At 36.8% G+C, this 20,920-nt stretch carries 19 protein-coding genes and 1 riboswitch; of the genes, 6 read left to right on the top strand and 13 right to left on the bottom strand.

Features of this window, described 5'->3' with window-relative positions; translation table 11 throughout:
• Window positions 1–39: 39 nt before the first annotated feature.
• Window positions 40–1,710, bottom strand: a complete 1,671-nt coding sequence (locus F7888_RS01585; RefSeq protein ID WP_191776565.1) for a glycoside hydrolase family 13 protein — start codon at window positions 1,708–1,710, stop codon at window positions 40–42.
• A 249-nt stretch (window positions 1,711–1,959) separates the two neighbouring features.
• Between F7888_RS01585 and F7888_RS01590 the strand changes: the two genes are divergently transcribed.
• Window positions 1,960–2,967: a LacI family DNA-binding transcriptional regulator gene (locus tag F7888_RS01590; RefSeq protein WP_191776566.1), complete on the top strand. Its 1,008-nt coding sequence runs from the start codon at window positions 1,960–1,962 to the stop codon at window positions 2,965–2,967.
• Window positions 2,968–3,016: 49 nt separating this feature from the next.
• Here the strand turns inward: F7888_RS01590 and F7888_RS01595 are convergent, their stop codons facing one another.
• From F7888_RS01595 to F7888_RS01620, 6 genes are all read right to left on the bottom strand, one after another.
• The gene (locus F7888_RS01595) at window positions 3,017–4,306 is read right to left on the bottom strand and encodes an NCS2 family permease (protein ID WP_191776568.1); all 1,290 of its coding nucleotides are present in this window, start codon (window positions 4,304–4,306) and stop codon (window positions 3,017–3,019) included.
• A 39-nt stretch (window positions 4,307–4,345) separates the two neighbouring features.
• A riboswitch (purine riboswitch) is annotated at window positions 4,346–4,445 on the bottom strand.
• Window positions 4,446–4,517: 72 nt separating this feature from the next.
• Entirely contained in the window at window positions 4,518–6,080 is a 1,563-nt protein-coding gene (gene mbcS / locus F7888_RS01600; protein WP_191776570.1) for an acyl-CoA synthetase MbcS, read from the bottom strand.
• 140 nt (window positions 6,081–6,220) lie between these two features.
• Entirely contained in the window at window positions 6,221–7,027 is an 807-nt protein-coding gene (locus F7888_RS01605; protein ID WP_191776571.1) for a polysaccharide deacetylase family protein, read from the bottom strand.
• A 125-nt stretch (window positions 7,028–7,152) separates the two neighbouring features.
• Window positions 7,153–8,073 (bottom strand): TIGR03943 family putative permease subunit, encoded by a 921-nt coding sequence (locus tag F7888_RS01610; protein WP_191776573.1) that lies wholly within the window; start codon window positions 8,071–8,073, stop codon window positions 7,153–7,155.
• Window positions 8,074–8,085: 12 nt separating this feature from the next.
• Window positions 8,086–9,087: a permease gene (locus F7888_RS01615; RefSeq protein WP_191776575.1), complete on the bottom strand. Its 1,002-nt coding sequence runs from the start codon at window positions 9,085–9,087 to the stop codon at window positions 8,086–8,088.
• A 131-nt stretch (window positions 9,088–9,218) separates the two neighbouring features.
• Window positions 9,219–10,199: a ring-cleaving dioxygenase gene (locus F7888_RS01620; RefSeq protein ID WP_191776576.1), complete on the bottom strand. Its 981-nt coding sequence runs from the start codon at window positions 10,197–10,199 to the stop codon at window positions 9,219–9,221.
• A gap of 226 nt (window positions 10,200–10,425) precedes the next feature.
• Between F7888_RS01620 and F7888_RS01625 the strand changes: the two genes are divergently transcribed.
• Window positions 10,426–10,791 carry a hypothetical protein gene (locus F7888_RS01625; protein WP_191776578.1) on the top strand — a complete coding sequence of 122 codons (366 nt, stop codon included), beginning with the start codon at window positions 10,426–10,428 and terminating at the stop codon, window positions 10,789–10,791.
• A gap of 86 nt (window positions 10,792–10,877) precedes the next feature.
• On the opposite strand, the gene F7888_RS01630 is transcribed toward F7888_RS01625, so the two are convergent.
• Entirely contained in the window at window positions 10,878–12,101 is a 1,224-nt protein-coding gene (locus tag F7888_RS01630; RefSeq protein WP_191776580.1) for an MFS transporter, read from the bottom strand.
• 184 nt (window positions 12,102–12,285) lie between these two features.
• On the opposite strand from F7888_RS01630, the gene F7888_RS01635 reads away from it, so the two are divergent.
• Together F7888_RS01635 and F7888_RS01640 are read left to right on the top strand one after the other, a co-directional pair.
• A complete protein-coding gene (locus tag F7888_RS01635; protein WP_191776582.1) occupies window positions 12,286–12,708 on the top strand; it encodes a MarR family winged helix-turn-helix transcriptional regulator in 423 nt (140 codons plus the stop codon).
• 12 nt (window positions 12,709–12,720) lie between these two features.
• Window positions 12,721–13,923 (top strand): MFS transporter, encoded by a 1,203-nt coding sequence (locus F7888_RS01640; RefSeq protein ID WP_191776584.1) that lies wholly within the window; start codon window positions 12,721–12,723, stop codon window positions 13,921–13,923.
• A gap of 222 nt (window positions 13,924–14,145) precedes the next feature.
• On the opposite strand, the gene F7888_RS01645 is transcribed toward F7888_RS01640, so the two are convergent.
• Window positions 14,146–15,078 carry a DMT family transporter gene (locus F7888_RS01645; RefSeq protein ID WP_225228533.1) on the bottom strand — a complete coding sequence of 311 codons (933 nt, stop codon included), beginning with the start codon at window positions 15,076–15,078 and terminating at the stop codon, window positions 14,146–14,148.
• Between the two features lie 226 nt (window positions 15,079–15,304).
• On the opposite strand from F7888_RS01645, the gene F7888_RS01650 reads away from it, so the two are divergent.
• Window positions 15,305–15,613, top strand: coding sequence for a hypothetical protein (locus tag F7888_RS01650; RefSeq protein WP_191776586.1), 309 nt, complete (start codon window positions 15,305–15,307; stop codon window positions 15,611–15,613).
• Window positions 15,614–15,654: 41 nt separating this feature from the next.
• Here F7888_RS01650 and F7888_RS01655 read toward each other — a convergent pair whose 3' ends face one another.
• Window positions 15,655–16,458 carry an RDD family protein gene (locus F7888_RS01655; RefSeq protein WP_191776588.1) on the bottom strand — a complete coding sequence of 268 codons (804 nt, stop codon included), beginning with the start codon at window positions 16,456–16,458 and terminating at the stop codon, window positions 15,655–15,657.
• A gap of 121 nt (window positions 16,459–16,579) precedes the next feature.
• Between F7888_RS01655 and F7888_RS01660 the strand changes: the two genes are divergently transcribed.
• Window positions 16,580–17,557 carry a stage II sporulation protein M gene (locus tag F7888_RS01660; protein ID WP_191776590.1) on the top strand — a complete coding sequence of 326 codons (978 nt, stop codon included), beginning with the start codon at window positions 16,580–16,582 and terminating at the stop codon, window positions 17,555–17,557.
• Here F7888_RS01660 and F7888_RS01665 read toward each other — a convergent pair.
• The 3 genes from F7888_RS01665 to F7888_RS01675 are packed head-to-tail and all read right to left on the bottom strand — an operon-like array spanning window position 17,535 to window position 20,914.
• Window positions 17,535–18,893, bottom strand: coding sequence for a DUF58 domain-containing protein (locus tag F7888_RS01665; RefSeq protein WP_225228534.1), 1,359 nt, complete (start codon window positions 18,891–18,893; stop codon window positions 17,535–17,537). The genes F7888_RS01660 and F7888_RS01665 overlap by 23 nt on opposite strands.
• Window positions 18,844–19,773: an AAA family ATPase gene (locus tag F7888_RS01670; RefSeq protein ID WP_191776592.1), complete on the bottom strand. Its 930-nt coding sequence runs from the start codon at window positions 19,771–19,773 to the stop codon at window positions 18,844–18,846. Before F7888_RS01670 ends, F7888_RS01665 begins: the two co-directional genes overlap by 50 nt.
• Window positions 19,736–20,914: a DUF4350 domain-containing protein gene (locus F7888_RS01675; RefSeq protein ID WP_191776594.1), complete on the bottom strand. Its 1,179-nt coding sequence runs from the start codon at window positions 20,912–20,914 to the stop codon at window positions 19,736–19,738. The genes F7888_RS01670 and F7888_RS01675 overlap by 38 nt, the downstream gene beginning before the upstream one ends.
• Between the last annotated feature and the right edge of the window lie 6 nt (window positions 20,915–20,920).

A 20,920-nucleotide genomic window follows, 5' to 3' on the forward strand; every position in this document is an offset into this window, starting at 1 on the left:
TTCTAGAATTGTTCATGAAAGGGGCTTTTGCCCCTTCTTTTAATTCATAATATATACTCTTACCTCATAAGGTCTAAGTGTCATTCGCTTTGGAATTTCCTTTTCCTTCTCCTCATAGTTACATAAAAGTAGCTCTGACGAAGAAGGAGTTAAACGATTGGGTATTTTGAATGTGTTCTTCATGTCACTAAAATTACAAATAATGATAGCTTTATCATTCCCCAAGGTTCTTGTGTATACAAATAATTGAGGATGATTTTCTAGAAGTAACTCATACTCTCCATAAACAAAGACATCATGTTCTTTCCTTAATCGAATCATTTCTTTATAAAAATTCAAAATGGAATCTGAGTCTTGTAACTGTTGCTCTACGTTAATTTTGTCATAGTTTGGATTTACACCAAACCATGTTTTATCACCTGTAGAAAACCCACCCTGGTTACGTGAATCCCATTGCATCGGTGTCCTAGAATTGTCTCTTCCCTTTGTCCAAATGATATTCATGATTTCTTCATGTGAACGCCCTTTTGCTGTTTCAATATTGTAGTAGTTCACCATTCCAACATCATTGTACTCGCCGATCGTTTGAAATTTAACATTGGTCATTCCAATTTCCTGCCCTTGATAGATAAATGGCGTTCCTTTCATGAGGAAATACATGACAGCTAACATTTTCGAGCTTTCTTTCCAATACTCCTGGTCGTTTCCTAATGTAGAAACACTTCTTGGTTGATCATGGTTTTCTAAGAACAAAGCATTCCATCCTCTACCTTCAAGCCCTACCTGCCATTTTGATAATGCTTTTTTTAGTGCACGAACATCAACAGAGCTCTTTGGACCTTTGTCCCAAAGCCCTAAATGTTCAAATTGGAATATCATGTTGAAGTAACCATTTTCTTCTCCAACCCATCGATCAGCATCATCAATCCCTACTCCACTAGCTTCTCCAACCGTCATAATGTCATAGTTCTTCGTTGTTCTTTGAGTAAATTCCGACAAGAGCTGATCGATTCCTTCCACATTCATCATATAATCGAAGCATGGGACATAATCTAATCCCTTGGGATTTGGCATATCAGGAAAACCTGAGACTTTTTTGATATGACTAATCGCATCTACTCTAAATCCATCGATCCCTTTGTCTAACCACCAGTTGACCATATCAGCTAGTGCATCTCTAACGTCGGGATTTTCCCAATTTAGATCCGGCTGACGTGTCGAGAAGATGTGCATGAAGTATTGCTCTGTCTGCTCATCATACTTCCAAGCTGGGCCATTGAAGATTGATTCCCAGTTATTCGGCTCTTTCCCATCTTTTCCATCACGCCAAATATACCAGTCACGTTTTGGATTGTCTTTTGATGAACGAGACTCAATAAACCACGGGTGCTCATCACTTGTATGATTAATAACTAAATCCAAAATCAGCTTCATACCTCGCTTGTGTACTTCTTCAAGTAATTCATCGAAATCAGCCATTGTTCCAAATTCATCCATGATATCATGATAATCTGAAATATCGTATCCATTATCATCATTAGGAGACTTATACATCGGACAAATCCAAATAACGTCGATGCCTAGTTCTTTAAGATAATCTAATCTTGAAGTAACCCCTTTCAAATCTCCGATGCCGTCACCGTTACTATCCATAAAGCTACGAGGATACACCTGATAAGCTACACTTTCTTTCCACCATTTTTTCTGCATTCTATATCGACTCCTTTTAAGTTCTCATCATGTTAAGTAAAAAATCACTAGCTCTCTAGGAAAATATTTTCTTAATAACTGTAGTTTAAGCGATATCATTTTCCCGGTCAACTAATAATTGGATTTCAATCCGAACCATGATATGATTGGTTTATAGCATAATTTTAATAAGAATTCCTTGAAAATCCATTATAAATACAGGAAAATATTTTCCGATTAAAATAAATTAATGTAAACGTGGTGATTAAGTTGAAGCTTACAATAAAAGATATTGCTAAAATGGCGGATGTTTCAATTTCAACTGTGTCGAGAGTAATCAATGGAAGTAAACCAGTCAATGAGGAGATAAGAAAACGTGTATTAGACGTAATCAACCAAACGAATTATCGTCCAAATTCATTAAATAATCAACTAAAGAATAATCACGCCTCCCTTATCGGAGTGATTATCCCTGAATACTCTAATACCGTTCTAACTGACTTCATAGACGGTATTAACAATATTTCCAAGCTCTACGGCTATGACATTATCATGAGCTTGACAGATGGTACAGTAGATAGTGAACTTCATTATTTTACCTTATTAAAAAAAATGAATATCAGCGGTCTAATCTTTGTAGGGTCACCTCTAGCATCTAGACATATTGAAATTGTAAAGAAAGCAAAGATCCCTTGTGTCATTGCAGGACAGATTTCTCCAAATCAAGCTATCCCTTCTGTTCATGTAGATAATATAACTGCATCCTATGAAGCTGTTACTTTTCTAATACAGGAGGGGCACAAAGAGATTGCCATGATCAAAGGATTAGGCGAAATGGCTGTAGGTGGACATCGATTGCAAGGATATAAGCAAGCGATGAAAGACGCAGGTCTCTCAATTAGGGAAGAGTGGATTGTTGAAAGTGGGTTTTCGATAGAGGATGGGATGAAAGCTATGAAGCAAATCATTGACAATAAGACCCTTCCTACTGCGGTATTCTGTGCAACAGATGCGATGGCGATTGGTGCAATGCACTTTCTATTAGACAAAGGCATTGATATTCCGAACGATATTTCCATTATTGGCTTTGATGGGAGCTTAATGTCACAAGTTGTTCGTCCAAAGCTTTCAACAGTAGAATATTCTGCACGAGAGATGGGAATGACCGCTACAAGGAATTTAGTCAAACTAATAAAAGGAGACAATGAAGGTATCGCACAGCACTCAAATGTTACCCATCATCTGGCCATTCGTGAAAGTACTAAAAGGCGTAAATAGAAATTAGCCCCCTAGTTTTAGGAGGCTATTTGTCTAATCTTTAGTTAGATCAATGTGCTGGAAAAAAAGCCATTTGAATAGCAAAGATCACAGCAAATAGATAAATCAATGGATGAACTTCTTTTCCTTTTCCACTAACAAGCTTAAGGATTGGATAGGTGATAAAGCCCATCGCCATTCCTGTAGCAATACTAGCAGTTAACGGCATTGTAAGGATGATGATAAATGCTGGAAAAGCCTCATCAAACTCCTTCCATTTCACCTTCGCTAATCCCTCCATCATAAAACACCCTACAATAATTAACACAGGAGCTGTAATTGCTGAAAGTGAAGAAATAGCTGCCATTAGTGGCGAGAAAAATAACGATAATAAGAACAATAACCCAACAACCAATGCAGTTAATCCAGAACGACCGCCAGCTGCTACTCCAGAAGTTGATTCAATATAAGCAGTTGAAGGACTTGTTCCCATTGTTGCACCAACAGTAGTCGCAACAGCGTCAGCTGCTAAGGCAGATTTCGCTCGAGGAAATTCACCATTCTTCATGAAACCAGCTTGCTCCGCCACTCCAATCATCGTTCCAGTCGTATCAAAAATGGTAACAAGTAAGAACGCAAATATAACCGTATATAACCCATTTGTGAATACACCTGCAACATCAATATCGAAGAAGACGAAGGCTGGAGGAGCTGAAACCACCCCATTAAATTCAAGTAATCCCATGAAATACCCTATCACTGCTGTAATAAGCATTCCGATAAATAGCGCACCCTTAATTTTGCGAGCAAACAGAATCAATGTAACTAATAATCCAATAATCGATAATAATGTAACAGGTGAGGTTAAATCCCCAATAGTTACAAATGTCTCTGGGTTTGAAGTAATAATTCCAGACATTCTTAATCCAATAAAAGCAATAAATAAACCAATCCCCGAGGTAATTCCGTATTTCAACGAAGCAGGAATTGATTTAATAAGAACTTCACGAAATTTCGTAAACGATAAAAGCAGGAATAAAAGACCAGCTAGAAAAACAGCCCCTAAAACTGTTTGATAACTTACACCTTGGGTTGCCACAACACTTGTGAAATACGCATTCAACCCCATCCCTGGTGCAATCGCAATCGGATATTTCGCAAATATCGCCATAATTAATGTTCCAACAGCCGCTGAGATAATCGTAGCTGTAAATACTTGATCAAATGGTACACCCGCTGCTGAAAGAATCGCTGGATTCACGACGATAATATAGACCATTGTTAAAAATGTCGTAATTCCTGCTAATACTTCCGTTCTAACATTTGTTCCTAATTGTTGTAAATTAAATAAGCGTTCCATAAATCCTCCTAAAATAAAAAATCCCCAACTATAAATGGGTAGATTTATCCACCCATTCGTAGTCAGGAATTATCGGTACCCGGTAGAAACTCTCAGACCTTATCACTGAGAATATACGAACGAAATGATTGTTTAGTTCAAGCTCCAGAACATAGAATACCCGAACTTTATTGCATTGTCAACACAAAATGTTCGTATTTATTTGTTAGATTCAGCCATTCCTTAATGCTACACGACGAATCTTACCTGAATCGGTTTTTGGAAGCGTATCAATAAATTCTATAATTCTAGGGTACTTGTAAGGAGCTGTAATATTTTTGACGAATTGTTGAAGATTAATACTTAATTCCTCAGAACGTGCTACTCCATCTTTTAGCACCACAAATGCTTTGACCACATTTCCACGAATTGGATCTGGTGAAGCGACGACCGCACACTCCTTAACAGAGGTATGCTTCATTAATGCATCCTCAACTTCAAACGGTCCAATCGTATAACCGGAGCTGATAATCACATCATCATTTCTACCTTGGAACCAATAGTAATGCTCTTCATCTCTTGACGCTCTATCTCCAGTTAAGAAATACTGCCCAACATAGGAATGATTTGTTCTACTTGGGTCCTTATAATATAGTTCAAAGAGAGCAGGGAAATCCTTTCTTACTGCAATTGTACCGACTTCATTAACCGGCACTGGCTTCCCATGTTCATCAACTATTTCCATAAATTCCTTAAGTAATGGCTGACCCATCGAGCCAATTTTTTCAGGATTTTCATTTAGATTGGCGATAAGTAGAGTACTTTCAGTTTGTCCATATCCATCACGAATTTGAATATCAAAGGTAGTAGAAAATACATCGATGACCTCTCTATTCAAAGACTCACCTGCTGATACCGCTGTATGTAAATGAGAAAGATGATAAGATGAGATCCCATCAAATTTTGCCATCATTCGGTATTCAGTTGGAGTACAGCATAATACATTTATTTGATGGTCCTGTAATAACTGTAAATATGTTTCCGGCTGAAACTTCCCATGATATACAAATCCAGTAGCACCTGAACCTAATATTGATAACAATGGACTCCAGACCCATTTTTGCCAGCCTGGTGCAGCCGTTGCCCAAACTGTATCGCCCGCACTGATATTTAGCCATTTTTCTGCAGCAACTCTTAAATGTGCATACCCCCAGCCATGGCTATGTACTACGCCTTTTGGCATTCCTGTTGTCCCAGAAGTATAGGCAAGGAAAGCATAGTCATCCTTGGATGTATCAACAGTAGTGAATGAATCCGGCTCAGTTTCAGTAAGTTGTTCCATTGAAAGCCAACCTGAAACTTCTTGTCCAAATGCAATCTTATATTGTAAATAAGGAGTCTCCTCTTCAATGTTTTCAAATTCAGCTACGTAAGAATGATATGTAATCACAGCTTTTGCTTCTGAGTGATTTAAGCGATATACCAAATCCTTTGCTCTCAGTAATTCAGAGGATGGGCTAATGACAATACCTGATTTCAAACATGCTAAATAAATACAATAGGATTCTATTAATCGAGTAGTCATTACAACGACACGATCGCCTTTTTCTAAACCTAATGTGTTCAATCCATTTGCTAGTTTATTAGCTTTCTTTATTAATTCTGAATAAGTAATACTCTTTTTTTCACCAGTTTCGCTTTCCCATATTAAAGCCGTTTTCTCATCTGAAAAGTGCCTATCAATCTCATTTGCTATATTATAGTGTTCTGGTGATAATAATGTTTCCAGATCCATTCGTATCCACCCTCGATTCTAAGTCATTTGCGACTTTTATTTAATCCTTACGATACGTATTCAATGATATGTTATTTGCCAAAAAGATGTAAAGTTAAAAATCTTCAAATAATTTATCGTAGTATACTTTCATCAATAATTCAGACATTTAAGTCAACTTGTTGCCCGCTTTGGATTTCAATTATATGTTTATCGTCAACATTTAGCCATATAGAAATAGCTGTTGGATTATAAACAAAGCTACAATCAGCTGCAAATTTAAGCTGTGAAAAGGCTTTTGTATAATCGACGATTTCAATATTAGTAGCATACCAAATATCATCTTTCTTTCCTATGTATGCACAAAAATTCTCTATTAAGTCCCAATTTTGATCAAGATCAAACTCATAGCTATGTCCCCAAACATACATCATATAGAGGTATTGAGTCTTGTAAAGGTTTACAAAATCCTCCGCTAAGTTTAATAGATTCCCTTTATGATGACAGGTTGGATTCCACTCTAAATAATCATCAGGCATATTGAAGGTACCAGTACTATGAACCGTTCGCGCATATTCAATGCCCAAATACGGCAATGTATCTTTTAGATTGTTATTAAATGATCCATTTGGATAAGATAAGCCTCTGACTGTATAACCCACTGTCTGCTCAAGATTTTTTCGGTCCTCGATTATTTCTGTAACAATTCGTTCTTTAGGGACCCGTGCAATTGTTGGATGCATCAATGTATGGGCTGACACTTCGTGCCCTTGGTAAAGCTGTTTCATTTCTTCCTTGTCAATTCGTTCTCCAGTTCCAGCTAATCCAGAATTCACATGAAATGTTCCTTTAATATCATACTTATTAAATATCTGAACTAACTTTCTATCAGCTAGCACACCATCGTCATAGCTCATTGTTAATACTTTATGCTTCCCCTCAGGAAATGTCATGACTACCTTTGGCATTGTCTCTCCTCCCTTTCTATAAATAATAAATTCTATGTATAATCTAGTTCCCCTTCTAAATCAATTTTAAAAAACCACTGTCTGCTCTATTAAAATATTGAACATCAGTGGTTTTTATGTGAACATTATATAATTTTTATATTCAATGGATAGATATATGGTTCATCTGGTTCCTCTATTGTGGACCAATTGGTAATCTTAAGCATAGGTAACTCCATCCCTTGATAGGTGGTCATTTCTATCGTACCTTCAGCTTCGATCCACGAGTCCTGATCAAGTGATGATGCTTCCGAGAATTCCGACAAATACCCAACAATACTTGCGTCTGCTATACAATGAGTAATCGCAAATCTAGAAATAACTAATTGGTCACTAGAAAACCCTTCCTCTTTATAGACAAATCCCTTTAACTTAATCGTTCTTCCCTTATATTTGTCGATGTTTTTATGCATTTCTTCATAGTAATCAAAAAAGACCTGTTCATCCATTTCTACCGTTTGACTTTGTTCTAATTTTTGAATGAGTACATTATATTCCTCTTTTGAAATGATATTTTCATTCAAAATCGCACTGTCGTCGAAGGAATGATCAAGATAATCATCCTGAATCTCTATCTCATCTAAGTCAATCTCCACTTGTTCTGAATCCTGATTCACCTGCTGCTGATTTGTAATCACGGCCATTCCGCCTTTTTTTCCTACAATATCTGCTCCAAGTGTCTTCGGTGGCAGTACAAAACCTGTTGCAATAGGAAAAATAATAATACTATATGACACTAGTTTCTTGAACGTAAATATCGTATTACCATGATCATGACTACACGAATCCTCTCCACAGTGATCATGCACGTCCTTATTTACCGACCATATCCTAGTTGTTTGAATAAAGAAAAGGATTAAGAAAATAACGGAAGCAATCTGACTTAGATTCACGTATTTCGGATTAATAAATTTTGTTATTTCTCCAGTATAATGTAGCTTAAAAATCAACAAACAAAACAATAATAATACTAATGCTCTCAGCGCCTGTTGGAAGTGAAATTTCATCATTGTCCCCCCTTAGACAAAATATTGAACTACTAACATCGCAAAAAATATGACAGCAACAACAAGTGCTAATAATAGCATGACAAACCTAACTTTAAATACACTAACCATCATAAGCGTGTTCTTCAAATCTAACATAGGGCCGATGATAAGAAAGCCTAAAATCGAATGGGTTGGGAATAAACTTCCAAATGATGCTCCAATAAATGCATCTGCCTCTGAACATAGTGACAAAACAAAAGATAAGCCCATCATGACAAGCAATGACGCTACAACTCCGTCTCCTATTTCCAGTAATGCCCTAGTCGGCACATACGTTTGAACAATTGCAGCTAACAACGCACCTATGATCAGGTACTTCCCCATATCAAAGAACTCATCAATTGAGTGTGTTAACATAGACCACAGCTTTTGTGTAAATGGTTGTTTAGATGGTCCATGTGTATTTACATTCATATGTTTCACTTCTGTTTTTAATTGTGTTCCTTTGACAAGCATACTTATGCTAAATGCTATGATTAATGCAATAACAAACCCTAAGCCCATACGTAATCCTGCAATTTGAAAATCATTTCCAAAAGCCATGAAAGTAGACGCAATAACAATTGGATTGATTAAAGGTCCTGTTAACATAAACCCAATCGCTGCGTATATTGGTACTCCTTTGGATACAAGTCTACGAACTATTGGCACAATCCCACATTCACAAGCAGGAAACAGCGCACCAATTACACAACTCATTATCACAGCTAATACCTTATTTTTCGGGATCCATTTCTCAATATGCTCCTCTGTTACGAAGATCTGAATGAGACCTGCAATGAGAACCCCGACAAGGATAAAAGGTAGAGCCTCTATGATTATACTTAGAAAAATGGTGTTTAGACTTAATAATGAATCAGGTATTTTTATTGCAGATGTATTCTGTGGGTTCATGCTTATCAGAAATAAACCTACCGCTACTATTAAAACCCCTGTTATTTCAATGATACTGTTTCGAAAGAACTTAACCATTTCTTCCCCCTTCAAAGATACACGTTGTTAATCGTAACTATTACGTTTTATAATAAACTATCCTCTCCTTCTTGTAAATAAAACATTGGACACAAAAAAGACCTAAAGAAATTCTTTAAGTCTTTTAATGATTAATATTCTTTTTCAATCACTTTTGTACTTCTTATTGTATCAATTGGTCGTACGTAATTTTCAATCGCTTCACGTTTTGGCTCTAAAAATGGTGGTAAAGATAATTTTTCTCCAAGTGTTTCGTATGGCTCATCTCCCATAAATCCTGGGCCATCAGTTGCAAACTCAAATAAGATTTGAGGTGCGACTCTTGCATATAGTGATTTAAAGAAATAGCGATCGACATACCCAGACGTTTGGAATCCAAAAGCCTCTAATCTTTGCTGCCACTCATCTAAAACAGCTCTGTCCTCAATACGAAATGCTACATGATGAACGGTGCCAAACCCTTGAGAAGCTAACGGTAACACCTCATTATGCTCTACAATAACTTGAGCTCCATTTCCACCCTCACCCACTTCAAATAAGTGGATAGAGCCATTTTGATCAATTTCTTTAAATAGAAGAACCTTTTCCATCACTTCTTTGAAATAATCAAATTGAGAAATACGAATAAAAATAGGTCCTAAGCCAGTAATCGCATATTCCAGGGGAATCGGCCCATTTTGCCAAGGAGTTCCTGACTTAACCCCCTTGTTATGCTCATCTGAAATCAGTTGATACTGCTGATCATCGAAATCTACAAATGAGATCGTCTTTTTCCCAAATTGTTCTTTAATTCCTGTATGCTTAACTTCTAAACGATCAAAGCGTTTAACCCAATAATCTAGGGCTGCATCACTTGGTACACGAAATGATGTTTTTGAAATTTCATTTGTGCCATGAGTCCCCTTAGGAATACCTGGGAAATCAAAGAAAGTCATGTCTGTCCCTGGACTCCCTGTATCATCTGCGAAAAACAAATGATAAGTTTGAATATCATCCTGATTGACTGTCTTTTTAACTAATCGCATGCCTAATACATATGTGAAAAATTCATAATTTTTTTCAGCACTACTTGTTATCGCTGTAACATGATGTACTCCCTTTAATTGGTTCATTTTCTTTCCTCCAGTAAAATCAAGATTGTCTCGCTTATTTAAACCTTATTGTACCAATACACTAGTTCTTTTATCATTTTAAATGAATACTCTTAATTAAAATATCTTTAATTCGAGATAAATATATCATGGATAAATTTCACTGTCAATTAAAACAAGGTTGATTTCACTAAGACAACAAAAGCTGCATATATTGTTTGATATATTGTCGAAGGAGGGTTCCTTTATGTATTATTATCAGCCAGGCTACTACCCACCATATATTCCGCCCAGATATTATCCATGGATGAGGCAGCAGTTGCCAGTTGTTGATCCAAATCTCTTGTATCAATCTGCTAACGCATCAAAAAAGCTCATGAATGACGCAAGTATTGTTCTTAACAGATTATCTGTTTCAAAAGAGTTCGACTCTTCATTAATGGCTGCTGCACAAGCTTCAAATAAAAATGAAGTAAAACGTTTAATTCAGTCTACAGGAGTTACATCAGATGTAGATGTAAAGTATTCCCCTGATGGTATCACTTTAGAATTTAATTCAGCGGAAGATCCACAAGATTGTTGCAAATTAACTATTGCTCTACGGTGGCGTTAGTGCATCTCTATTCTTCGTCTCATCACAAAAAGGAGTCCCTTAATCGGAACTCCCTCTTTTCTACTTTTCACATAAGACAAGCAAGTTTAACTAGTAGCTGCCTTTCCTTTTTCTTCAAAATATATTTGTTTTGAAGGAATTAAAACGGTAATCAATAAAAAGATTGCAAACAATACACTTACTGCCGAGAAAATGATACAGACAAGTTGTAAAGAAAAAATCTCTGCTGCTAGACCAAGGACCAATGTTAAAGCTATTTGTATAATTCCTTGTACCATTTCCGCGACACTGCCAAATCTCCCCATAATATTAACAGGAACATTATTTTGAAAAAAAGTGGCATATCCTGCATTCGCAAAAGCCATAAAGAAGCCTAGGAACACAAATGCAAGAGTAGCTGTTATAAAGTTAAAAGAGGAATAAAATAATAAATAACCCACTGAAGTCAATAACATTCCTATACCAATATACAGTTTTAAATGGACCTTTTTGGAAATGATTGCTGCTACTGATGCACCACCTAATGCTCCTAACCCTGTAATACTAACAATTAGACCATAATCTTGATCATTTAATTCTAGGTGATGTTTGATGAATGTCACTTCCTGTGAATCTAACGCAAATCCTAGTAACATCGCTGCCTGAAATAATAAATAGACTGCAATAAAATATCTCGATTTTTTGGCAAATCCACTAATGATTTTCCAATCAGCCACTAATGTTCTCCATTTGATTGGTTCCCTTACTTCATTCCCCTTCTCATCAACATTAGGTAATAGATAAATGAAGAATGCGCAAACGAAGAAAGTGATGGCATTAATTAATATACAAAGCTCGGTACCAACATACATAATCAATAAACCTGCAATCGCAGGTCCAAGTAAAAACGCACCAGAGCTTATCATACTCATTAAGGAATTGAATCTTTTTCTATTCTCTGCGGGTACTAGCTTTGTTATGTACACAGAGGCGCATGGCCCAAAGAATGCTCCAGCAATATTAATGAGCAGGATCACAGAGTAGATGATCCAAATCGTTGAAATAAAAGGAAGTACGAAAACGAAGCAACCACGAATTAGATCAACATATATCATTAGTTTTCGTTTGTTCAATCGGTCAATTAAACTACCAGCCCATGTATTCGTTATCAACATCGCGATAGGCCGTATCATGTAAAGACCTGCTACGGCTGCTGCTGATCCCGTTAAATCTAAGATTGAAAGATTAAGTGCAATTAAATAGATCCAATTTCCAAGATACGAGATCCCGATACCCGCAAGTAAGAGAATAGGATGTTTCCATTTCATCATAACTCTTTTTGCCCTCCCCTTACTTTTGTTAACCTTCAATATGTAGTAATTAGAATAAGTATAACGATTTATCACCTTACAAGAAAGATAATTTCTTGAAGAATCTGATTACTGAGATTCTTGACGAGAAAATGAAGTTACTATATAGTTACCTAGGTAACTAATAATACTTAGGAGTATTCTTATGAAGAATCATGACTTATTTCATTCCATTCATCAACTCTCTCGGCAATTAATCAAACATTTAAATGAAGCGTTGGAACCATTTGGTTTATATAACTCACAATGGTCTGTTTTGTATGTGTTAAAAACAAAAGGAACCTTAACACAAACAGAGCTTTGTCAATATTTAGCTGTGGAAGCCCCGCCAATGACACGGACAATCCAAAGACTGATAAAACTAGGACTCGTAGAACAAATTCCTGGGAACGACCGAAGAGTTAAATATATTCACCTTACTGATTTTGCAATGGATAAGTACCCAGAGTGGGAACAGGCCGTTCTACAAAAGAATCAAAAGCTAATAAATCAGTTCCCTTTAGATTCACAGGAAGAACTTTTATCATTAATCACCAGTTGGCTTAACAGCTTTCCAGATAATAATTAAAGGAGATTGATCATGGTCAAACCAAAATTATGGACGAAGGATTTCATCCTTGTTTCAACAAGTAACTTATTTATATTTTTAACGTTTTACGCTTTACTTGTCACACTTCCTATTTATGCACTTCAAGAGATGAAAGCAAAAGCATCAGAAGCAGGGCTACTTGTCACAATATTTCTTGTTGCGGCGATCATTATTCGACCTTTTGCAGGCCAAGCAATGAAACGGTTCGGAAAACGAATCATCTTTTTTATTTCATTAGTTATCTTTTTAGGATCTTCAGTTTTATATTTCCTGCCAGATACGATTCTTACATTGCTTATCCTTCGTTTTTTCCATGGAATTGGCTTTGGAATGGCCACCACGGTTTGTGGAACCATTGTAGCAGATTTAATTCCTGATTCTAGAAGAGGAGAAGGGATGGGTTATTATATCATGTCATCTAATCTAGCGATGGTTCTTGGACCATTTCTAGGATTGACAATTATGAACCAATGGGGAGAAGGACCCATGTTTACCTTTAGCGCACTCTTTGCTCTTTGTGCATTAGCTTTCTCACTTTTTATTAAACTACCAAAAGAACAAGTGGCACAAGAGACTAAGGCAAGGTCCAAAGAGAGCTTTAATATCAAGGATTTCTTCGAATTATCAGCGGTTCGCATTTCAATTGTCGCTGCATTATTTGCCATCGTCTATTCTTCTATCCTTTCATTTGTTTCTGTCTATGCAAAGGATTTAGGATTACTATCTGTCGCGAACTTTTTCTTTGTTGTATATGCATTTGTACTACTGCTTTCACGACCATTTACAGGTAAATGGTACGATCGATTTGGAGCAAATGTTATTATTTATCCTTGTATCGTTTGCTTTGCAATTGGCATGTTCTTATTAAGCCAAACAACGACAGCATCTCTCTTTTTAATTTCTGCTGCTCTCATTGGTCTAGGCTGGGGAACTTTATTCCCAAGCTTCCAAACCATTGCAATTGAGAAAGCTGCACCAGAACGAAGAGGATTAGCTACTGCTACCTTCCTGTCTATTTTTGACCTTGGGATTGGACTTGGTTCATTTATCATCGGGTTGGCTGCTGCAAATGTTGAGTTTAACTCACTCTATTTTTATTGCTCATTATTTGTCTTAGTTGGTATAGCTATTTATTATCTATTACATGGTAAAGGACATACAGTTACGTATAAGAAAAGCGAAGCAACTTATTAAATGACTTCAACACAAAAAGATGGGATGTTTTCTTCAAACACTCCATCTTTTTCGTTATAAAACCCGCAGACTGAATACACTCCGCGTCCGGCGGGGTGTCTGGTGGGCCTCCTCGTCGCAAAAGCTCCTGCGGGGTTTCACTCCAGCCACGCATCCCGCAGGAGTCTACATGTATTCAGTCTGCTCAGATCTAATTCTTTTAATATATAGTGGTCATTAACATTATGCAGCTTTTATAATTGTGTTGTCTTTCTTTTCTAGCCCAATCCAAATGAGGCCAAGTATAATAATAACCGCTCCAATAATTTGAGTAATCATGATTTTTTCATCAAAGAATAATGCACCTGCTGCGGCTGCAGCAGCTGGGACAAAATATCGATAAAAATTTGATTTTGCAGCACCTACTTTTTTCATCGAAGCATTCCAAATCACAAAAGAAGCAACCGTACAAAGAATAACATTATAACCAATCGCACTCCAAACAGTTAACGAGAGATCACTCCACACGATCCCCTGCCAACCTGTTAAAGTAAGCGGAAATAAGAATATACTCCCGAATAATACATACCAGCTCGTCACTCGCATCGGTGAATATTTCTTCATTAGAGGCATACAGGCTAAATTAAACAACGCACCTATTAAACTAATAGATAGGGCAAGTAGGTTTCCAAGCATATATTGAGATCCTAGCTCAAAGCCTTCCTCCCCTCCTAAAATAATCAAAGAAACCCCAATTAGTGCAATAAATCCTCCAGTCGCTACTCTTACTGTGAATTTCTCTTTGATAAATAAAGGTGCAAAGAGAGCCGCGAAAATTGGCCATGGTGCAACATTTAATAAAGAAGCATTAGCAAGAGTAGTATATTTAATAGAATACATCACAAGAATCTCTAAGAGTGTGACTCCAAAAAAACCAATGACGGCTAATTTAACTAAATCCCGCTTATGGACCTTTATAGTACCTTCTGTCATCTTAAGAATTCCAAAAAGAATCGGTAATGCTAAACCAAACCGTAAAAACACAAATACCTCTGGCGTAAATACATCCATCCCAAAGCGAGAAATCCCAAAATTCGCTCCCCAGATCACTGATACAAAAATAAGGCCTATATAATACTTAACATTAGATCCCATATTATCTCCTTTTTGTTTCATGTTAGCCTCTAACACTTCTTACTTTTAAACGTTTTCAACATACGCTTCAAAAATTAAGATATGTATATTTTACCTATAAGGACTTTAATAGGATAGTGAATATTTTAAGTATTTGTCAGAACTAGCTAAAGAACGACAAAAAAAGAATGAAACTGATGAAGGAATCGACACGGTCAATCTATAATATCTTTACTAAGTAACTAAACAAAGGAATAGGGTGATAGGATTGTCAAAATTATTAACGAAATTAATTTTAAGGGACTTTGATATTACCATTTTTCAAACTCCTTCGTTTAAGCAAAGAAAAGGGTATAGACCCATCTATCGAATGACACTAAAAGGTGAATCTCATGAAGATTGTTTACAATCAGTCTTCAGTACATTCAATGTCCCAGATCGCATGCCCTCAGATTTTAATGGCAGATTTATTACTACTGGAGATATTGTCTATATTGACGAGGGGTTAAGAGGGCAGAACTATTATCAATTATTACCTGGTGGTTGGAAATTAATAAACCGAATTCATATTAGGTAAGACTCATCAAAGAAAGAGGCAAATATGCTTGCCTCTTTTTCTTATAGTTCAAACTCCCACTCTTCCTTCAGATACAAATAGAGTGCCAGCAGGATATTTTCAAGTTCAACATCCTTCCTTCCGTCTATCTCTAATCCAATTTTCGGAAACATGATGTCTGCAACCTGTTTTGTTAATTGTTTTCTGTCAAAAGGAGCCAATTGCAGCATCCGATGACAATATGTATTAACTAGATTCCATTCTTTTGCACTTAAGCTTTTTATCACCCAGTCCTCTAAGAGCAAACTATCTTTAGACAATCCTCTTAATTCGATTTCTTTTTCAAGTGGTGTTCTCTTTCTTTTCTGTTTTTCCTTACGCTCATGAACAACAATAGTACCAGCTACCAGATCTCCAATTCGTTTATGCTTTGAGTGAAAGAAAATCATCAGCATACCAAGTAAATGTCCAGTTGGTAGAGAATCTACTATTCTCAAAAAATTGCGGATAAAGCTTGAGAGCAAAGTAATACTATGACCATTTTCTTGAATCACCCGGATTCCAATCATCTTCTTACCAGGTGTTCTTCCCCCATAGAAATACTCAAATGCAAAGTAATATCCCCAATTAAGAAGAAACACAAGAATGATGGCAATAGCAATTGAGCCAGAAGAAATATCTCCCAGAAAAAAAAGACTTTCTTGGCTTAAAAAAACAAAAAACAGGAGGACAACGATTAATAGATTCACAATGAATAAGATAAGCTGGTCAATTATAAATGCTGACGCTCTACTCCCTAACCCAGCTGATTGGAATTGAATCGATACATATTCTGGTGTTTTAATATCTATTTTTTCTTGATCCATAAAAAAATTACCTCATTTCACATTGATTGTTCTAGAGTTGTTTCTATTTTCATCTAAAATAATTATAATCATAGTAGAGGATACTTTTTCCAGTAAATAATTATGAGACGAAGGTGATTACATGAATATCAAACAATTTGTTAAACAACACCGAGAAGAATGGAAACAACTAGAACAACTAATCACGTCATTACATAAAAACCGCAGACATTTAAAGGAAGCAGATATTGATAACTTCCACAGGTATTACCAAAAAGCTGCACAGCATCTTTCTTACAGTCAAACATATTACCCCAATGATGATGTCACTTCATACTTAAATGGACTAGTTTCTAAGTCTCATAATCTATTATATAAAGACCAAATGTCTAGCCTTAAACAAATTCGTCACTTTTTTAGTACGACCTTTATCCGTTTGTTTCTGGAACAATGGAAATTTATTTTGGTTGCCATGCTTCTTTTTGCAATTGGTGGCATCGGTAGTTTTATAGCAGTAAAAGCAGACCCTCTTCATTTATATTCGATATTGCCAAGTAATATTGCTCAAGGTGTTGATCCCGAACAGCTTGGTTCTAGTGATGGGGCAGTTAACTCTCCCCTTATGTCTGCGAGTATTATGACAAATAATATTCAAGTGGCGATTTTAGCCTTTGCTGGCGGTGTCACATTTGGATTATTAACTGTCTACATATTAATCTACAACGGAATCATTATTGGTGCTCTTGCAGCCTTATTCTGGCATTACGGAAAAACGTATGAGTTTTGGGCATATATCGTCCCACATGGAATGATTGAGCTGACTGCCATCTTCATCGCGGGTGGGGCAGGGTTACTTATGGGTTATAAATTATTTGTTCCAGGACTATATTCAAGAGGATATCAGTTAAAATATCAAGCAAAAAGATCAGTGCAGCTATTATTAGGGACCATTCCATTATTCATTATTGCAGGAGTGATTGAAGGCTTTATCACTCCTGCTGCCATCTCACTTGAAGCTAAATATATTATCGCTTTATTAACTGTGATTGGCTTAATTTTATACATTATGATTGGCAAGCTTGTTTTTATGAGAAAGACTATAATATACCACGGTTCATAATTTGGATATAGGAAGAGACAGCTGTAACTGCAAGATTCTCTTCCTCTGCCTCCACCATTTGGAGACCTTGTTGTTCCCATTTGCGTTTTTCTCGTTTTTTGTAAATCATTTGCTTTTGTGCCATGCTTTTGATCATCGCTGAATGTATTGATGCTGGCTCCTCCTGTATTCTTCTAACCAAAGCCTCGTCCTCAACACCAATCATTAGAAATAAATGCCTTTGTCTTAACCGCTTTAGATACAAGAGTGCACTTTCTTCATGAAGAAATGTCCGAACATCACTAAATAACAAGATCAAGCTACGCTTCTTTTGGACCGTTTGTAAATATTGAAGGACTTCCCCATAGTTTGATTCTGCAGCGTCCACTTCTAGATTGTAAATTGCATACAAAATCCTCTGTAGATGAGCCATACCTTTTGCTGGAGGAACATATATTTTTACATTTTTTGAAAATGCCAATACCGCCACATAATCTCCTTTTTGAAGAGCAGCAGCCGTGACCGTAATAGCAGCCTCCAACGCTTTTTCTAATCGGTTTCCTGCTGATAGCTCAGCCCCCATCATTCTTCCACAATCTATTAGAATCGTAATATACTTCCCATGCTCTGGCTCAAATTCATTCGTCATGACTTCATGTAATTTAGCGGTTTGGCGCCAGTTAATTTTTCGTGGATCATCGCCTACTACATAGTTTCTTATTTTTGAGAATTCACCAGTACCTTGCTGAAACTTTCGAATCTTTACTCCTTCGTACATTAAAAAACGTTGAGCATTCTCTAAATATCGCTTCGTTTCACTCAAATTCGGTATAACCTTTATTTTATTCTCTAGTTGTTCAGTCGCTTGCTTTTCCCATAAGCCAAAAATGCTCTGATAACGAACATATACTTTTTTAACTTGATATTCCCCTCTTATCGGCGCAGTCGTTTCATATAAGAGAATAGCCTTTGATTCCTTCCCAATCATACCCTTTAATGGAAAAGGACGAAGAAACGATTGAGGAATTCCATCAATCAAGCGATAGGTGATTGGATATTTAGATTTATTTGTGATTTCAAGCTTCACTTGATACTGGATTCCTCTCTCCATTTCATCTGGAATTACTCGTTTCAATGACAGTTGATTTTTCCTAGGTAAGAATAGAAAGTCAATTAACGTGATTGTAAGAAATCCTATGTTTGCAAGGATGACAACGACCCACGATATTCCCGCACTCATGAATATCGCTAAACCAATTGAAAAGATACAAAAGGATAGACATAATTTTGTCGTTGGCAGAAATCCTCTATCTAGGAACAGGAATCGATCCAACAAGCTCTTCAATGATCTGGTCAACCGTCACTCCCTCCAATTCTACATGTGGCGATAACTGAATTCGGTGCCTTAATGCTGGACGAGCAACTACTTTCACGTCATCTGGGGTAACATAGTCTCTTCCAGCTAAATAAGCCCAAGACCTACCTGCTTTTCCTATTGAAATGGCCGCTCTTGTACTCGCTCCATATCGGATGGATTCAGTCTCTCTCGTTTTTCTTACGATTTTCATAATATAATCTAGAACACTATCACTTATTGTAACATCCTCTATTTCTCGTCTCATTGAAAGGAAGCTTGTTAAATTGAGAGCTGGTGCTTCAGGTTGATGATTAACTTGTTGTTCCATTACATGCTTCAGTACCTTTGTTTCATCCTCCACCGAAGGAAAATCAATCATTAACTTAAACATGAAACGATCCTGCTGAGCCTCAGGTAGTGGATAAGTTCCCTCAAACTCAATTGGATTTTGTGTTGCAACGACGAAGAAAACATCAGAAAGAGGATATGTTTCCCCTTGTATGGTCACCTGTTGTTCAGCCATTGCTTCAAGTAGAGCAGCCTGTGTTTTGGCAGGAGTCCGATTAATTTCATCTGCTAACAAGATGTTCGTGAATATTGGTCCTTTTAATGTTTGGAAGGTGCTATCCTTCATATTGTAAATAGTACTTCCTGTAATATCACTTGGGAGTAAATCAGGTGTGAACTGGATTCGACTGAACTCTCCTTGAAGAAGATTTGCTAGCGTACGTACCATTTGCGTCTTTCCTGTACCTGGAACACCCTCAAGTAAAACATGTCCACCCGATAGAATAGCTGTCATTAACAGCTTTACATTTGTTTGCTGACCGATACTTTCATGTTCATATGTCTCTAGTAATCTTGCTATATCTTTGTTCATTGTCAACCTCCAGCTCTTTCCTTAATTGATCGATTTTCTTTGTCCACAAAAGATATTCTTGTTTTCTAAGTTTCGCTTTTTGTAATATCTCGGTCATCCCCTTTAAAAGCGAACTCACTTCTTGTGGGGATATATGCTTTACTCTTCTAGCAATTGTTTCTTCACAATCAATCCAATCCTTATTATATGGAACGCCCCACTTCTCTTGTAAAAGAAGCTTACAGTAATCGGCTTGAATGGTTAAAGCTTCCTTATACATTCGTCCTCTTGAATACCAGACAGCTAACGCCTTCAATCCTTCATCACTAAAGCGTACAGATTCCTCTCTTACGACATGGATATATCCGAAACGCTTGCCCAAAGCCCAAAGCCACAGAACTATTAATAGTATTGCTTGTAACATTAATACAAGAAACCATGAGGGATAAATGGTGAATACGGTTGAACGATTATGCTTCTCATGAACGTATTCATCAAACAATAAAGTTTGCTCGATTCCTGCTTCATATAAGATTGAAAAGACGATATCTAGATGATCAAGCTCGGTAACGGATTCATTGGTTAATAACTCTGGAGTCACAACACTAATCAAATTCCCCTTACCTATTTCTTGCTTCAATGCAATCGGCCCAACTTCATCTGACAGGAGCACGTCTTCACCATTTTCTGGTATCAACCTAACAAAACTGTTGAAAATTGCTCGATATTGATTTTCCTCAGCGTCAAAAACGGATATATATTCTCCTTGATCAACCGGTTCAACCTGAAATGTACTGAGATCAAACATTCCATGTGGATTTGTTTTGAACAGAATCAATGTATTGCCTCGTTCAATGAACGAGAGATAAGCTTCCATTTCCTCTGTGTCTGGAACAAATAGTGGCTCAACCATCATCAGAACTTTCAGATCATCATCACGACTTAGTAGTTCAGGAGAATGTGACCATCTATCTACTCTATCCACCTCTGACTCTAGATATGTATACAAAGCTTTCACACCCGATGGAGCAGGAGATTGAGACACGTAATCCAGATAATTCTTTGGTTTTTGTAAAAGAAGTACATAACTAATACTGATAAAAATAACTAGTAGAGCCACTAGCCAAATCCATGTACTTCTCCTAGAAGTTGAGATCTTCACTGACGT

It is taken from the genome of Litchfieldia stipae (genome assembly GCF_014837155.1).
Lineage (GTDB): Bacteria > Bacillota > Bacilli > Bacillales > Bacillaceae_L > Litchfieldia.

Excerpts from the sequence above, each read along its gene's own strand:
- F7888_RS01585 (WP_191776565.1), bottom strand. The coding sequence starts at position 1,710 with ATGCAGAAAAAATGGTGGAAAGAAAGTGTAGCTTATCAGGTGTATCCT.
- F7888_RS01595 (WP_191776568.1), bottom strand. The coding sequence starts at position 4,306 with ATGGAACGCTTATTTAATTTACAACAATTAGGAACAAATGTTAGAACG.
- mbcS (WP_191776570.1), bottom strand. The coding sequence starts at position 6,080 with ATGGATCTGGAAACATTATTATCACCAGAACACTATAATATAGCAAAT.
- F7888_RS01605 (WP_191776571.1), bottom strand. The coding sequence starts at position 7,027 with ATGCCAAAGGTAGTCATGACATTTCCTGAGGGGAAGCATAAAGTATTA.
- F7888_RS01610 (WP_191776573.1), bottom strand. The coding sequence starts at position 8,073 with ATGAAATTTCACTTCCAACAGGCGCTGAGAGCATTAGTATTATTATTG.
- F7888_RS01615 (WP_191776575.1), bottom strand. The coding sequence starts at position 9,087 with ATGGTTAAGTTCTTTCGAAACAGTATCATTGAAATAACAGGGGTTTTA.
- F7888_RS01620 (WP_191776576.1), bottom strand. The coding sequence starts at position 10,199 with ATGAACCAATTAAAGGGAGTACATCATGTTACAGCGATAACAAGTAGT.
- F7888_RS01625 (WP_191776578.1), top strand. The coding sequence starts at position 10,426 with ATGTATTATTATCAGCCAGGCTACTACCCACCATATATTCCGCCCAGA.
- F7888_RS01630 (WP_191776580.1), bottom strand. The coding sequence starts at position 12,101 with ATGATGAAATGGAAACATCCTATTCTCTTACTTGCGGGTATCGGGATC.
- F7888_RS01635 (WP_191776582.1), top strand. The coding sequence starts at position 12,286 with ATGAAGAATCATGACTTATTTCATTCCATTCATCAACTCTCTCGGCAA.
- F7888_RS01640 (WP_191776584.1), top strand. The coding sequence starts at position 12,721 with ATGGTCAAACCAAAATTATGGACGAAGGATTTCATCCTTGTTTCAACA.
- F7888_RS01645 (WP_225228533.1), bottom strand. The coding sequence starts at position 15,078 with ATGAAACAAAAAGGAGATAATATGGGATCTAATGTTAAGTATTATATA.
- F7888_RS01655 (WP_191776588.1), bottom strand. The coding sequence starts at position 16,458 with ATGGATCAAGAAAAAATAGATATTAAAACACCAGAATATGTATCGATT.
- F7888_RS01660 (WP_191776590.1), top strand. The coding sequence starts at position 16,580 with ATGAATATCAAACAATTTGTTAAACAACACCGAGAAGAATGGAAACAA.
- F7888_RS01670 (WP_191776592.1), bottom strand. The coding sequence starts at position 19,773 with ATGAACAAAGATATAGCAAGATTACTAGAGACATATGAACATGAAAGT.